The following is a 16,439-nucleotide window of genomic DNA, read 5'->3' as shown; positions in this document are numbered from 1 at the left end:
ATCCGGTGTCTCATCGAGCGCCCGCTACCCGCACGCGAACGCGGATGCGGTCTTCGCGGCAATTCCGGTGTACACATCCGAGATTCCGGATGCAGGGTCAAAGGCGAAGCTCCAGGCAACATTGCGCACCTTGCTGGCGCCCGTCGGTACGGTGGCGTCGCCGGGGACCCATTCGTCGGTGTATTCGGCCGGTGGATACACGATGGGCGGGTTAGGCTGCCCGTTTTCGTCGACCCCCGGATCAACAGGCGGAAGTGGATTGCCGTTTTCGTCAAGTGGTGGACCGGTGCCCGGTACGAGCGTCTTCACCAGGTACTCCGCCGAAACCACCGTCGTCTGCGCGGAGTCGATTCCCCTGCCTGAGGCACTGAGTTCGAGCTGGCTTTCCGGAACACAGCTGTTCAGGCTGACGCCGTCAAACTTGCCCTGCCAGACCGGCGAGCCGGCTGCCGCACCGACGACGCTCGTCGGCCCACAGCGGTCGGTCTGATCCTTCAAGCAGTACTTCACTTCGATGTGAAGATCGGCGCCCCAGATGTCAGACGGAAAGTCCATCGTGTCGCCCGAGCCGTCGGTGAACAGCGCGGTGAATTCCTTGGCCGGCCCGGTCGGTGACGTGGGCTTCTGCAGTTCGAAGTTGCGGCTTCCACGCTCGGAGATCTCGAAGGTGTAGCCGGTCGGGGCCGCCGGGGCGTCCCAGGTGAAGCCGCTGCCGAGGGTGCCATCCACGAACCCGAATCCGTTCGAGTAGCACGCCTTGACGAAGTAGTCGCGGTTCGGAGTCAGGCCAGTGATCGTCGTCGAGGTCGTCGAGCCGGCCATCGCTAGGTTGCCGCCCGTCGCATCGACGGAGCAGGTCGGCTCAGCGCCGTCCAGGTAGGCCGCATACTTCACGGGGAGCGACGTGCCGCCGTTTGACTCGACCGACGGCGCCGTCACGGTCACCGAGTTCTTGGTTGGAGCGACGCCATCCACGACGGACATTGAGGGGGAACCGGCCACCTTCACCGAGGTTTGCGCTGACTTGTCGACCGGGCCGGTGCCGGTCGGTCGGGGCACTCCGCTGAGCGGCAGGATGGTGATGGGGTTCGAGCCAACCGCCAGTGTGAGCGTGACGACGGTGGTGCCGCTGCCGCGGCTCGACGCGTCATAGGTGGTTCCGTTGATCTGGTACTGGAGGGTGTTGGCATCCGTGTTCTCGATGCTCAGGTCGACCGCCCCCTGGCTCGCCGTCGTGCGCTTGGGGTCGAACACCGTCTTTGCCTTCACCGCGCCGATGCCGGGGATGCCGTATGACCAGGCGAGAACACCGACCGACGACAGCGAATCTCCCACGGCATTGCGAGCCCGCACCTCATAGGTCTGCTTGTTGCCGTTGGTCAGCCCGGTGATCGGGGCGCAACCGCCAGAGGCGTCGCAGGAACCGACCTCTGTGCCGTCGCGAAACAGGGTGAACCCTTGCAGCGCCGGGTAGGCACGCGCAGCGCTGCCGGGACTGACGGCGAGAGTGAGCGTGCCGTTGTCGTATGCCGTCTGGGTCACCGAGCTCGGTGCGAGCGGAAAACCCTGAAGGTCGATGGTGACCGAGCCGTTGCGGTCGCCGGCGCTCAGCCTCCCCTGGGCATCCGAAACCACAAAACTGGCCTGGCAGGTTCCCCCGGCTGTGTCGGTGGACCAGCTGGCCTTCACCTGACCGCCCTCGGCGCTGAAGCTCACTCCTGAACAGGTACTTGCCGCCGACGCCGACACCAGGGTGAGTGGGGTCGATGGGAACATATTGACCTCGCCGGCCCCACCAAGAACATCGATCAGACAGCTGGAACCGCTCGCCTGCGAGCACTCGCGGGAGACGGTTGCCCCCTTCGGCAGCTCGCTCGGGGCCTGACCGACCTTGAGCGAGAGCACCGCAGCGACGGTCTCCGGATGGCTCGAGAGCGTCACCGTGACGGAATTCTCACGCCCCGCCTGTGCGGTGTCTGCGGCCTGGATCGTGAGGCTTGCACCGTTCTGGGTCACCGTGAACTGGTCGTCGCTGAACGCCGTCTCGTAGACCAGCGAGGCCGGATCGTTCTTGCCCGGCCAGACGACCATTTGGCCGAGGTCATAGGTGAGTGCGGGAGCGCCAGGGCTCAGCGTGATCGAGGCTGCCCGCAGCTCGGGCTGAGCGTCAAGTGGTTCGACAGTGATCTGCACCGGCAGCTGGGTGTAGTCGTCTTGACCGGCGACCCGCACCGCAACGGTGCAGGAGTCGGTCCAGGGTGCACCCTTGCCGGCGTTGTAGGTGATGGTGGTGCCGGTGCCGACCTGGCAGCTTGCGTCGGCGCGCTGCCCGGATGCCTTCACTCCGGAGGAACCCACTTCGAGGGTCTGACCGGCGGGAACGGACACCAGGTTGGCCATGTTGAAGCTGACCGACTCGCCTTCCTTCACCTTCTGCGATGCCCCGCTCTGCTTCAGCGCCAGAATGATCGCCTTCTGAGGCGGAATGCGAACGAAACCGTAGGTGGTCACCTCGTCACCCGCGAAGTTCGGGCCCGTGAGCGAGAACGCCAGCAGCATTCCCTCATCGGGAACGGTGCCGCTGATCTTCCAGCCGGAGACGCTGGCGCCGTGGGTGTCACCCCAAAGGCTCAGTTTCAGTCCGCTCACGTCGCCAGACGCCCAGGAGACCTTGCCGGTGACGACGTCCAGGCCGTCGGCGAACGTGGCGCGGTCTTCGAGCGTAACCAGGGTGTCTGTGACGACCGGGTGATCGGCAACCGAGGTGCGTACGACGCGCATCACAATCAGGCCGAGTCCGATGTCGCCCTGCGCATTGCTCACCTCGTAGACGAAGCTCATCATGCCCGGCTCGTCGCCGGCGGTCAGCACCACCTGACTGTCGCTGATCGTGCCGATCCGTTTGAGGAGCGACTCGTGTTCGGCGCTGCCGAGCACCGCATCGGGCCGCACGTCTTTCAGCGTCAGCGTGCCGCCGGTCGGGTCGATGTCGTTGGCAGCCGGAGCGACGATCACCTGATTGCCCTCGCCGACCTGAACCTCGACGTAATCGCTGAATGTGATGGGGCTGGGATCGGACTGTCGATCGAGCACCCCGACGCGCACGAGCGCTTCACCGGTCTCTCCGCCGGAATCACGCACCCGATAGGTGAACTCGATGGAGCCCTTGAATCCCTTGACGCTGCTGTAGACGATGGCGTCTCCGGTCGCGGCGAGGGCGGCCGTGCCGCTCGTGGGCTGGGTGAGCACTCGATCGAGAACCACATCGTCGCCGTCTGGATCAATGCCGAACGCGGTGAAGGGGATGCGAATCGACTCACCAGAGAGCACCCGTGCCGTGAGCGTGTGCGGCAGCGGCGCGCGGTTCTCGCCGTCGGGCAGCACCTCGACGGTCACCGTGGCGGTGTCGACCAGCTCAGGTGATCCGGCGATTGAAATCGTGTAGCGCAGCTCATATTGCCCGGCCTCACGCGGGGCCAAGTAGCGCAGTGTGCTCCCCGAGGCAAAGGCGAGTCCCGCGCCAGACGCGTTCTGCACGGATTCGGGGTTCAGCACGAGCACGTTGCCGTCGGGAGCGACGTCATTGGCCAGCACCGGGATGTCGGTCTGCGCGCCGGCCCGCACCACAATGTGGTCGGCAACGGCGATCGGCGACTGCGGAACCGAAGCCGGAAGCAGGTAGACGGTGGCGGTGCCGCGCACGGTGTATGCCGGGTTGCCTGTGCCGTCGGAGACGGTGTAGCCCACCGTGCCCAGCTTGCCCGGTTGCTCGTCGGCTGTCGTTCCGCGCACCCGCAGCTGGCTTTGTCCGACCACCTCGACGTCGAGGGAAGCGCCGCCCGCCGGCTCGGGTAGAGCCTCGCTGAGCAGCAACACGCGGCGGGCAGGATTCGACACCGCGGCGAACACGTCGACGCTGGTGTCGGCGCGCGGCCGCACGAAAACGGTGACCGGTGAGGTGGCCAACGCCGCAGCATCCGCGGCCAGAACCTCCACGCGCACGAATGAAACGACCTCGCTGACGTCGTCTTCGACCGTGAAGTCGACACGATAGGTGCCCGGCGTCGACGCGGTGAAGTTGAACGTTGCGCTGCCGCTGTTCACACCGACCGTCACCCCTTCGGTGCTGGCCGGCGTCGTCGCAGAGACAATGCGATAGGCGCCGGCCGCGCCGGTGAGGTGAGGTGCCGGGTTGATTGTCAGCTGCTCGCCGACCGCAGACACTTCGGCAAACGGAGTGACAGTGAGGCGCGGGGTCGGGGTGACCTGAATGGTCATTACCTTGTCGGCCGTTGCGCCGAAGGTGTCGGACACGGTCACCAGAATGGCGACGGTGAGGCTTTCGGTTGCGCTCGGGTCGGGATGCCGGTACACCAGCGTTCCCGACGGCGTTGCGCTGACCGAACCGACACCGGTCTGATTGGTCACCGACGACACGAAGAGCGGGTCGCCCTCCGGATCAACCCAGCCAGGAAGCACCGCAACGCTGACGGTCCCGCCGGGGACGACCTCGGGAGACGGCCACTCCTGCAGACAACCGTCGACTCCGCACCACGCGGGTGCTGTGTTCGTCTCGGCATCCTTCACGGTCAAGGTGACCGTTGCGGGGTCAGAATTCAGTCCGTCTTGCCGGGTTCCGTCGGTGACGGCGTAGCTGAAGGTGGCGGTTCCGCTGGCGCCCGGCGCCAGCTGCACCGAAATGGTCTGTGTCTGATCGGTGAGACTCAGCGTTCCGAATTCGGCCGGCAGAGCGGTGACGGATGCGGGCACAATGGTGAGCACGTCGGTGTTCGCGTCGTGGTCGTTGAGCAACACCGGAAGCGTCACCAACCCGCCGGCACGCACGCCGAAACTATCGGCTTCGGCGATGGGGGCCTGCGGGTCAACGACTTCCGCGACCTGGTCGACGTTGTCGTCTTGCTGTTGTTGCTGCTCGGTGGCGATTCCCCAGTTCTGTGAGCTGGCCACGAGGGCACCGTCGGGGATCGTCCAGACCCAACCGCTGTTTGTGTCGTTGAGAATCATGCGCTGGCCGTTGCTCTGGAATACCGGCTCCGGGTCACCGCTCGGGGTCTGCCCGGCGAAGTCGAGGTCCGTCTCGCCGCTCGCGCTGCTCCACAGCGTTCCGGCTGTTCCCGTCGCCGGAATCCAGGCGGCAGAGAGCACGGACTCGAACGACGTCGGCACCGCGGGCGTGCCGAGCTGGGCTCCGTCAGTGCCAGCCTCGCGGGTCGCCGAACCGTCGGCGAGGTCGAAGGAAAACAGGCCGGAGTCGTCGGCGACGACGACAGCGTCGCCGGATGCCGTCGGGCGCTGCAGCAGGAAGCCCTCGGTGAGGGTGGTCTTAACCGACGAAGTGCCGGCGATCCACAGTGTGTCGCCCGTCTTGCTCGCCAGCACCCAGGTGTCGCCGACGACGGTGAGCTGGGTTCCGGCATCCGACGGCGCAGCCGAGACCGCATCCTCACCGAGTACCTTCTGCGAGGCGATTTCGTAGCGGAGCACCGTGCCGGTCTCGAGGGAGTAGCTGTAGAGCACACCATCGGTTGCGAGCGCGATCGCGTCGCTGCGGTAGCGCGGGGGTTCCTCCCCCTCTGCAGTCTCGACATCGGCGAACGGATCGACCTGAACCGGTACCGCGGCGGCGCCCTGGGCGATCGGTGCGACATACACGGTGCCGGTGCTGGTCAAGTAGCCGATCTCGGAGTCAGAGGTGACGACGTCAATGGTTCCGGCCGGAGTATTGCCATACTCTGACGCGTCATCGCCCAGATCGGCCGGCCGGGCGGGATCGACGTCGACGACTTTCTCATTGTTTTGGGCAAAGAGCAGTGTGGCGGTGTCTGACTGCACCAGTCCGCTGGGGCTGCGCACCGTCTTGATGGTGTCGAGTTCGCGAAGGTCGGTGTTGATGCGGGCGTACCGATTGCCCGATCCGCTTTGTACCGCCCAGATTGAGCTGGCGTTCACCGGGGTCTGCTTCACGTCGAAGCCGGCCGCGACGATCGCTGTTGTGGCGAAGAGTGCCGCCAACACGACCACGGCGGACAGCTTGAACCAGGTCGAGCGACGGCGTGGCTCGGTGTCTCTCGGTGCGCGGGCCACCTAGATCACACCGATCAGCATCAGGGCGCCCACGGTTGCGCCGGCACCCACCACGAGTGCGCCGACGATGAGAAGGGCGGCTGTGGTGCCCGATCGACCGCGTGGCCGCTCGGCCAGGGCGTGCCGAGTGCCGTCGTCGGTGACCGACCTCGCCACCGGGGTCGCCGGTTTGCGGGCGCGAGCCGAGGCGACGGGGACCTCGGATCTGACGACTCCGCGCAGGCTTTCATTGCTGAAATCGATCGGCGCCCCTGCCGCGGCCCACTCGTCGACGGCCACGTCGAGCACCGTCGGCTGGATTCCCATCGCATATTGCACGCGTTGCAGCTCTTCGGCGAACTGGAGCAGGCTCGACTGGCGCGCGGCCGAGTCTTTGCTCATCGACCGCGCGAGAAGCTGCTCAAGCTCGGCCGGGACATCCGCCCGCCCAATCGGAGTGTATTTGGCGCGCATGATGCGCTGGCGCAATTGCTGCCGGGAGCTGCGCTGACCGTCGGTCGTCTCAAAGGGCGACCGACCGGCGAGCAGCGAATAGATGGTGGCTCCGAGCGCCCAGACCTCGGTTTGCACGGTGCCGGTCGTTTCTTCGTGCACGACCTCTGGTGCACTCCACGGCACCGACATCGCGAAGAGTTGCTCCTGCTGTGAGGAGCCGAGCGACGTGGCGATGCCGAAGTCGGCGAGCACGGGCGTGCCGAACGACGTGGTCAGAATGTTTGACGGCTTGATGTCGCGGTGCAGCACGCCTGACCGGTGAGCGGTCTCCAGCGCGCAGGCGATCTTCACCGCAACGGTCAGCACGTCGGCGACCGGAAGCACCTCGCGCCGAAACCGGCCGGAGAGCGAACTCGGGCAAAACTCCATCACCAGGTAGGGGCGACCGTCTGCCGAGATGCTCGCGTTGTAGACCGTGAGAATCGACGGATGCGAGCTCAGCCGGGCCATGACATCCGCTTCGGCATTGAACATGCGCAGCACTTCGTTGTCGACGACGTCGTGAAGCAAGACCTTCACGGCGACTGAGCGCCGGGGCATGTTCTGTTCGAATAGAAAGACGTCGGCGAACCCGCCGGTTCCCAGTGGGCGAATGTAGGTGTAGCCGGGGATCACGGGTGGCGCAGAAGGCAAACGACTCGCCATCATCTCCCCCTCATCTGCTCGGCCCCCGCTCGCTACCCCCCTGGTTGCGACACATCCTCAGCTAGCCTACCGAGGTGGCAGCGGCGCGACACGCGTCGTCTCGTCTCCGACCCTGCCCGAGAGCCCCATTCGACGGAGATTTTCAGGATTCTGGCTGTTTTCGCGCCGATTTCTCAAGACTTGGGCAGAATCTCCGTCGAATGGGGCGGAACGGGAGTCGGACGTGGATCGCGGCGCTCATTCGTTCGGTGACCGCTGACAATTCTGCCCAAGATCGCACAGACGGGATGCCTGTGGTCGGCCGGCGCGGCATCCGTGGCCCTCTGCGTTATTCTCGATGCTGCTCTAAACATCAAGCTGCGCCCGACAGGCCCGACAGGCCCGACAGGCCCGACAGGCCCGACCGGCCCGACCGGCCCGACCAACGCGGCTCGGCCGCCGGAACGACGAAGGGCCCCGGCTGATGCCGGGGCCCTTCGTATCAAACGGTTACTGCTTAGTTGTACGTACCGGGCGTGAAGTCGTCCGAGCTGAAGCTGTCGAAGTCGACGAAGCTCAGGTCACCCTCGTTGAACGCTGCATCATCGGTGAAGATGCGGTTCGGGTAACGCTCAGCCTTGGCTTCTTCGGTTGCCTCGACGGTGACGTCGCGGTAACGCGGGAGACCGGTACCGGCCGGGATCAACTTACCGATGATCACGTTCTCCTTGAGGCCCATCAGCGGGTCGCTCTTGCCTTCCATGGCCGCCTGGGTCAGAACCCGGGTGGTCTCCTGGAAGGAAGCGGCCGACAGCCAGGACTCGGTCGCCAGCGAAGCCTTGGTGATACCCATGACTTCCTGACGGGCCGAAGCCGTCTTCTTGCCTTCGGTCAGCGCGGAGCGGTTGAGCTCGTTGTACTTCAGGCGGTCGACCAGCTCACCCGGCAGCAGGCCGGTGTCGCCGTGCTCGACGACGGTGACCTTGCGCAGCATCTGACGAACGATGACCTCGATGTGCTTGTCGTGAATCGGCACACCCTGCGAACGGTAGACATCCTGCACACCACCGACGAGGTGCTTCTGCACCTCACGCACACCCTTGACACGAAGAACTTCCTTCGGGTCGACGGCGCCGACGATGACCTGCTGGCCGAGCTCAACGTGCTGGCCGTCCTCAACGAGGAGGGTTGAACGCTTGAGCACCGGGTAGGCGATCGCTTCGTCGCCGTTGTCGGGCGTCAGGATCACCTTGCGGCTGCGGTCAGTGTCTTCGATCGTGATGCGACCGGCGGCCTCGACGATGGGCGATGCACCCTTGGGGGTACGCGCTTCGAAGAGCTCCTGCACCCGGGGAAGACCCTGGGTGATGTCATCGGCGGATGCCGATCCACCGGTGTGGAAGGTACGCATCGTGAGCTGGGTTCCCGGCTCACCGATCGACTGTGCGGCGATGATACCGACGGCCTCACCGATGTCGACGAGCAGACCGGTAGCAAGCGAGCGGCCGTAGCAGGCAGCACACACACCGACGGCCGACTCACAGGTCAGTACCGAACGAACCTTGATGTTCTCGACACCGGCTGCAACGAGCTGGCTGATGAGAACGTCTCCGACGTCGGCGCCGGCTTCAGCGACAACCTCGCCCTTGGCGTTGACCGCGGGGGCGGCCAGGCTGCGAGCGTAGACCGCGTTCTCGACGTTGGGGTGGCGAACCAGGGTCCCGGTCGAGTCAACGGTGGCGATGGGCAGTTCGAGACCCTTGGTCGTGCCGCAGTCGTCTTCACGGATGATGACATCCTGCGAGACGTCGACGAGACGACGCGTGAGGTAACCCGAGTCTGCGGTACGCAGAGCCGTGTCGGCCAGACCCTTACGAGCACCGTGAGTAGCAATGAAGTACTCGGCGACGGACAGGCCTTCGCGGTAGCTCGAGATGATCGGGCGAGGGATGATCTCACCCTTCGGGTTGTTCACCAGGCCTCGCATACCGGCGATGTTACGCACCTGCAGCCAGTTACCACGAGCACCAGAGGTGACCATGCGGTTGATGGTGTTGTCGGCCGGGAAGTTCGCCTGCATGGCCTCGGCAACGTCTTCGGTTGCCTTGGTCCAGATCTGGATGAGCTCCTGACGACGCTCGAGGTCGGTCGTGAGACCCTTCTCGAACTGCGACTGAACCTTGGCGGCCTGCTTCTCGTAGCCGGCAACGATCTGCGGCTTGTTCGGCGGGGTCAGGATGTCGCTGAGCGCCACGGTCACACCGGAACGGGTTGCCCAGTGGAAACCGGCGTCCTTGATGTTGTCGAGTGCTGCAGCAACCTCCACCTTGGGGTACCGCTCGGCGAGGTCGTTGACGATCGCCGAGAGGGTGCCCTTGTCGGCGACCTGCTCGAAGTACGGGTAGTCAGTCGGCAGCGTCTCGTTGAACAGGGCGCGGCCGAGCGTGGTGGTCACCAGCACGATTCCGACAGCCTGGCCGTTGACGAGCTCGACACCTTCGGGCTGCGTGCCCTCGGTGAAGTACTTGTCAGCGAGACGGATGCGCACCTTGGCGTTCAGGTCGAGCGACTTCTGGTCGAAAGCGAGAATCGCTTCTGAGACAGAGGAGAACGCACGGCCTTCGCCTTCGACGCCTTCCTTGAGCGTGGTCAGGTGGTGCAGACCGATGATCATGTCCTGGGTGGGCAGGGTCACCGGGCGGCCGTCTGACGGCTTGAGGATGTTGTTCGATGCGAGCATCAGGATGCGGGCCTCGGCCTGCGCCTCGACGGACAGCGGCAGGTGAACTGCCATCTGGTCACCGTCGAAGTCGGCGTTGAACGCAGCACAGACGAGCGGGTGCAGCTGAATGGCCTTACCTTCAACGAGCTGAGGCTCGAACGCCTGGATGCCCAGGCGGTGAAGGGTGGGTGCACGGTTCAGCAGCACGGGGCGCTCGCGGATGATCTCTTCGAGCACGTCCCAGACCTGCGGGCGTGAACGCTCGACCATGCGCTTGGCGGCCTTGATGTTCTGAGCGTGGCTCAGGTCGATCAGGCGCTTGATCACGAACGGCTTGAAGAGCTCCAAGGCCATCTGCTTGGGCAGACCACACTGGTGCAGCTTCAGCTGCGGGCCGACGATGATGACCGAACGGCCAGAGTAGTCAACGCGCTTACCGAGCAGGTTCTGACGGAAACGACCCTGCTTGCCCTTGAGCATGTCGCTCAGGGACTTGAGTGCGCGGTTTCCGGTACCCGTGACCGGGCGGCCACGACGACCGTTGTCGAAGAGTGCGTCGACGGCCTCCTGCAGCATCCGCTTCTCGTTGTTCACGATGATCTCGGGGGCACCGAGGTCAAGCAGACGACGCAGACGGTTGTTGCGGTTGATCACACGACGGTAGAGGTCGTTGAGGTCAGAGGTCGCGAAGCGGCCACCGTCGAGCTGCACCATCGGGCGCAGTTCCGGCGGGATGACCGGCACGACGTCGAGCACCATCGCGGCCGGCGAGTTGCCGGTCGTGATGAAGGCGTTGACGACGCGCAGACGCTTGATGGCGCGGATCTTCTTCTGGCCCTTGCCCTCGGCGATCTGCAGGTGCAGGTTTTCGCTTTCGGTGACCAGGTCGAAGGCCTCGAGGCGCTTCTTGATGGCTTCGGCGCCCATGAACGCTTCGAAGTACATGCCGAAGCGGTCCTGCAGCTCGTGGAAGACGGAGTCTTCGGGCTTGAGGTCGCCGACCTTGAGGGTGCGGAAGTCTTCCCAGACGCGCTCGAGGTGAGCGATCTGCTCGTCGATCGACTTACGGGTCTGGCTCATCTCCTTTTCAGCGGCGTCTTTGGTGCGCTTCTTCTGGTCGCTCTTCGCGCCTTCAGCCTCGAGGGCTGCAAGGTCGGTTTCGAGACGCTGCAGGCGGTCAGCGATACGGGTGTCGCGCTGGCCTTCCAGGGTCTTGATCTCGAGGCGAAGCTCGTTCTCCAGACCCGGCATGTCCTGGTGGCGTCCGTCGTCGTCCACGGTGATGACCATGTACGCGGCGAAGTAGATGACCTTCTCGAGGTCCTTCGGCGCCATGTCCAGCAGGTAGCCGAGACGCGAAGGAACACCCTTGAAGTACCAGATGTGGGTGACGGGGGCGGCGAGTTCGATGTGGCCCATGCGCTCACGGCGCACCGACGACTTCGTGACCTCTACGCCACAACGCTCACAAACGATGCCTTTGAAGCGCACACGCTTGTACTTGCCGCAGGAGCACTCCCAGTCGCGGGACGGTCCGAAGATCTGTTCACCGAACAGACCGTCTTTCTCCGGCTTGAGGGTGCGGTAGTTGATGGTTTCGGGCTTCTTGACCTCACCGTGCGACCAACGACGGATGTCGTCAGCGGTAGCCAGGCCAATGCGAAGCTCGTCAAAAGTTGTTACGTCGAGCAATTTCTCTCCTTGGAAAGTTTTCGAGTCTCTTCAGCGGCCAGGTTTAGATGTCGTCGATCGACGACGACTCGAACCGGGTGGAAATGTTGATGCCCAGCTCTTCCGCAGCACGGAAGACCTCGTCATCCGTGTCGCGCAGGCTCACTGCTGTTCCGTCGGCCGAGAGAACCTCGACGTTCAGGCAGAGCGACTGCATTTCCTTGATCAGAACCTTGAAGCTCTCAGGGATTCCGGGCTCCTGGATGTTCTCGCCCTTGACGATGGCTTCGTACACCTTGACGCGGCCGAGGATGTCATCCGACTTGATGGTCAGGAGTTCCTGCAGTGCGTAAGCGGCGCCATACGCTTCGAGCGCCCACACTTCCATCTCACCGAAACGCTGTCCACCGAACTGCGCCTTACCACCCAGCGGCTGCTGCGTGATCATGGAGTACGGGCCCGTCGAACGCGCGTGGATCTTGTCGTCAACGAGGTGGTGCAGCTTCAAGATGTACATGTAGCCGACCGAGATCGGACGCGGGTACGGCTCACCGGAGCGGCCATCGAACAGCTGCGTCTTTCCGGTGGAGTCGATCAGACGGTCGCCATCGCGAGTCGGGATCGTCGAGTCGAGCAGACCGGCGATTTCCTCCTCGAGAGCACCGTCGAACACGGGGGTCGCAACCTTGGTGTTCGGTGCGGCGCTGTGCGCGGCCTCGGGCAGACGGCCAGCCCACTTGGGCTTGCCTTCAACCTGCCAGCCCTGCTTGGCGATCCAGCCGAGGTGGGTCTCGAGAACCTGACCGAAGTTCATTCGACCCGGGATACCGAGCGGGTTCAGGATGATGTCGACCGGGGTTCCATCGGCGAGGAACGGCATGTCCTCGACCGGCAGAATCTTGGAGATGACACCCTTGTTACCGTGACGGCCGGCGAGCTTGTCGCCCTCGGTGATCTTGCGCTTCTGAGCGATGAAGACCACAACGCGCTGGTTGACGCCCGAGCCGAGCTCGTCGTCGCCATCCTGCGAGTCGAAGACCTTGACACCGATGATGGTGCCACGCTCACCGTGGGGAACCTTCAGTGAGGTGTCGCGAACTTCGCGGCTCTTCTCGTTGAAGATGGCGCGCAGCAGGCGCTCCTCAGCGGACAGCTCGGTCTCACCCTTGGGCGTGACCTTGCCGACGAGGATGTCGCCGGGGCGAACCTCTGCACCGATGCGGATGATGCCACGCTCGTCGAGGTCTGCAAGCAGATCCGGCGAAACGTTGGGCAGGTCGCGAGTGATCTCTTCCTTGCCCAGCTTGGTGTCGCGAGCGTCAACTTCGTACTCTTCGATGTGAATCGAGGAGAGAACGTCATCCTTCACCAGGTTCTGGCTCAGGATGATGGCGTCCTCGAAGTTGTGACCCTCCCACGGCATGAATGCCACGAGGAGGTTCTTTCCGAGTGCCAGCTCACCGTTGTCGGTGGCGGGGCCGTCGGCGATGACCTCGCCGGCTTCGATACGCTCACCGGCGTTGACGAGAACGCGGTGGTTGTAGCTGGTTCCCTGGTTCGAGCGGGCGAACTTGCGCAGGAAGTAATCCTGGGTTCCACCCTCATCGAGCTGGATGGTGACGACGTCAGCCGACACCTCCATGACCACACCGGACTTGTCGGCGGTGAGAACGTCGCCGGCGTCGATAGCCGCGAAGCCCTCCATACCGGTTCCGACCAACGGGCTGTCGCTGCGCAGAAGCGGAACGGCCTGACGCTGCATGTTGGCACCCATGAGTGCGCGGTTCGCATCGTCGTGCTCGAGGAAGGGGATGAGCGAGGTCGCGACCGACACCATCTGGCGCGGCGAGACATCCATGTAGCCGATCTCGTCGTGCGGGAAGAGGTCGACCTCTCCACCCTTCTTGCGGGCCAGAACGCGGTCTTCAGCGAAGCGTGCGTCCTTGGTCAGCGGGGCGTTGGCCTGCGCGACGATGTGCTCGTCTTCTTCGCTGGCCGTGAGGTAGTCGATGGTCGCCGTGACGACGCCATCCACCACGCGGCGGTACGGGGTCTCGATGAATCCGAACGCGTTGATGCGTGCGAACGAAGCGAGCGAACCGATCAGACCAATGTTGGGGCCTTCAGGGGTTTCAATGGGGCACATGCGGCCGTAGTGCGAGGGGTGAACGTCTCGCACCTCGACGCCTGCGCGGTCACGGGACAGACCACCCGGGCCCAGCGCGGAGAGACGACGCTTGTGCGTCAGACCCGCGAGGGGGTTGTTCTGGTCCATGAACTGCGACAGCTGCGAGGTACCGAAGAACTCCTTGATCGCGGCGACGACGGGGCGCACGTTGATCAGGGTCTGCGGGGTGATCGCTTCGATGTCCTGCGTGGTCATGCGCTCGCGAACGACGCGCTCCATGCGGGACAGACCGGTGCGAACCTGGTTCTGAATGAGCTCACCAACGGCGCGGATACGACGGTTACCGAAGTGGTCGATGTCATCGACGTCGATACGGATGTCGGTGGCCTTGCCTGCGCGGGTGCCGGCGATCGTGGTCTGGTTGTCGTGAAGAGCAACCAGGTACTTGATAGTGGCCAGGATGTCCTGGAGCGTGAGCACGGAGTCGGTCAGCGGCGCCTCGAGGCCCAGCTTCTGGTTGATCTTGTAGCGACCAACCTTGGCCAGGTCGTAGCGCTTGGAGTTGAAGAAGAAGTTGTCCAGCAAGGCGCGGGCAGCTTCAGCAGCAACCTGCTCTCCGGGGCGGAGCTTGCGGTAGATGTCCTTGAGGGCTTCTTCCTTGGTGAGGATGTTGTCCTTCTCAAGGGTGAGCTCGATGGACGCGAAGCCCTTGAACTCCTCGAGGATCTCTTCGCTGGTGAGGCCGAGGGCCTTCAGGAAGACCGTGACCGACTGCTTGCGCTTGCGGTCGATGCGCACGCCAACCTGGTCGCGCTTGTCGATCTCGAACTCAAGCCAGGCACCACGGCTCGGGATGACGCGAGCGGAGTAGATGTCTTTGTCAGACGTCTTCTCCTGCTGGCGGTCGAAGTACACACCCGGCGAACGCACGAGCTGCGACACGACGACACGCTCGGTGCCGTTGATCACGAAGGTGCCCTTGGGCGTCATCAGCGGGAAGTCACCCATGAACACGGTCTGGGTCTTGATCTCACCGGTGAGGTGGTTCATGAACTCAGCGTTCACATAGAGCGGTGCGGAGTAGGTCTTACCCTTTTCCTTGCACTCGTCAATGGTGTACTTCTCCGGCTCAAGCTCCGGATTGGTGAACGACAGCTGCATGGTTTCGCTGAGGTCTTCGATCGGGCTGATCTCTTCGAAGATCTCGTCGAGTCCGGTGCGGCTCGGCAGGTCTTGACGACCCTCGGCCTGTGCCTCGGCGACGCGCTGCTTCCAGGCGTCGTTACCGACGAGCCAGTCAAAGCTCTCGGTCTGCAAAGCGAGCAGATCCGGAACAGTGAGAGTATCGGTGATCTTTGCGAACGAAAGACGCCCAGCAGAGCGGCCGTTCTTGGGTGAATTGGTGGTTGCGTTGCGCGCAGCAGCCAAGGAAATAACCTCCGTGGACCCCGTCAGGTCTAGTTACTGTTAGTAATGGAGTACTCCACAGACCCTCGGAGATATTCACCGGTGTTTAATCGATGAAATCTCAATGAAGATGTGCCGCAAGGTGGCTTGAGCACGCAAAGCCGACCGCAATATGAAGGCAGAGGTATGTCTGGGAGCGCAAAGAACAACTATATGCTCTCGATTAGGCCATGTCTACTCTTTTCTTGACCTGATCGAAATTCTCGGGTATAACCCAGACTTCGTCGCCTTCTCTCGTTCTTTCCGGGGGAGGGCGCGGGCCAGGATGGCGCAGACTGGAGTGATGAGCAGAGGCGAGACGCAGCATCCGTCAGTCACATTGAAACTGAGCGGACACACGGCCATCGTCGAACCCGACCGGTTCACCCCTGGCAGCTACCAGCTGGTGGTGGATGGCACCCCGCAGTCGCATGTGAACCTCGACAACCCGAGTGAGCTGTTTTTCGAGTACATCCAGCGGATCGGGCACGTGATTGACCTGCTCGGTGACCCAGGCGAGCCGATCACCGCCGTGCACCTCGGCGCCGGCGCCCTGACCCTCCCCCGGTATGTCGAGGCGACCCGGCCCGGATCCCGCCAGCAGGTCGTCGAGCTGGAGAGCGACCTGATCGACTTCGTGCGGGCCGAGTTGCCCTGGGACAAGCGTGCCCAGCTGCGGGTGCGGCACGGCGATGCGCGCGAGGTGCTGGCGAAACTTCCGGCCGGGCTGCACGGCTCGGTCGACCTCGTCGTCGTCGACATTTTCTCGGGGGCCCGCACCCCTGCCCATGTGACGAGTCGAGAGTTCTACGAGCTCACCGCCCCGCTGCTTTCGCAGCGCGGGGTGCTCGCCGTCAACGTGGCCGACGGCCCCGGGCTGGCGTTCGCGCGCAGCCAGGCTGCCACCCTTTCAGCGGTGTTCGGTCACGTGATCGGCCTGGCCGAAACGCAGGTTCTCAAGGGGCGTCGGTTCGGCAACATCGTCTTCGTCGCGGCTCACACGCCGATCGACCTGGACTGGATTCCGCGTTTGCTGGCCGGCGGGCCGCATCCGGCGAAGGTGATCGAGGGCACGGAGCTGAAGCAGTTCATGGCCAGCGCGCAGGTCGTGACCGATGAGACGGCGACGCCGTCGCCGCTGCCCGGCCGCACCGTTTTTCAGATCGGGCGCTGAGCGCGCATCCGCTTTCTCCGTTCGTAGCATCCGCTTTCTCCGGTCGTCGCATCCGCTTTCTCCGGTCGTAGCAT

At 64.0% G+C, this 16,439-nt stretch carries 5 protein-coding genes; 1 reads left to right on the top strand and 4 read right to left on the bottom strand.

Going from position 1 to position 16,439, the window contains the following annotated elements:
* Window positions 1-24: 24 nt before the first annotated feature.
* The 4 genes from ABD791_RS20695 to rpoB all read right to left on the bottom strand — a co-directional run bounded on the left by ABD791_RS20695 (window position 25) and on the right by rpoB (window position 15,173).
* Window positions 25-6,105 carry an Ig-like domain-containing protein gene (locus ABD791_RS20695; protein WP_345069832.1) on the bottom strand — a complete coding sequence of 2,027 codons (6,081 nt, stop codon included), beginning with the start codon at window positions 6,103-6,105 and terminating at the stop codon, window positions 25-27.
* Window positions 6,106-7,248, bottom strand: coding sequence for a serine/threonine-protein kinase (locus ABD791_RS20690; protein WP_345069831.1), 1,143 nt, complete (start codon window positions 7,246-7,248; stop codon window positions 6,106-6,108).
* A gap of 493 nt (window positions 7,249-7,741) precedes the next feature.
* Window positions 7,742-11,638, bottom strand: coding sequence for a DNA-directed RNA polymerase subunit beta' (locus ABD791_RS20685; protein ID WP_345069830.1), 3,897 nt, complete (start codon window positions 11,636-11,638; stop codon window positions 7,742-7,744).
* A 43-nt stretch (window positions 11,639-11,681) separates the two neighbouring features.
* Window positions 11,682-15,173 (bottom strand): DNA-directed RNA polymerase subunit beta, encoded by a 3,492-nt coding sequence (rpoB, locus tag ABD791_RS20680; RefSeq protein ID WP_345069828.1) that lies wholly within the window; start codon window positions 15,171-15,173, stop codon window positions 11,682-11,684.
* Window positions 15,174-15,495: 322 nt separating this feature from the next.
* On the opposite strand from rpoB, the gene ABD791_RS20675 reads away from it, so the two are divergent.
* A complete protein-coding gene (locus ABD791_RS20675; protein ID WP_345069827.1) occupies window positions 15,496-16,365 on the top strand; it encodes a spermidine synthase in 870 nt (289 codons plus the stop codon).
* Window positions 16,366-16,439: the final 74 nt, after the last annotated feature.

Source organism: Glaciibacter kafniensis (assembly GCF_039538945.1).
GTDB classification, from domain to species: Bacteria; Actinomycetota; Actinomycetes; order Actinomycetales; family Microbacteriaceae; genus Cryobacterium; species Cryobacterium kafniensis.
Note: the sequence above shows the minus strand (reverse complement) of the source record. Positions and strands in the feature narration are given on the sequence as shown.

Bases quoted from the DNA above. Each gene is read 5' to 3' on its own strand.
- ABD791_RS20675 (WP_345069827.1), top strand. From the start codon at position 15,496: ATGAGCAGAGGCGAGACGCAGCATCCGTCAGTCACATTGAAACTGAGC.
- ABD791_RS20690 (WP_345069831.1), bottom strand. From the start codon at position 7,248: ATGATGGCGAGTCGTTTGCCTTCTGCGCCACCCGTGATCCCCGGCTAC.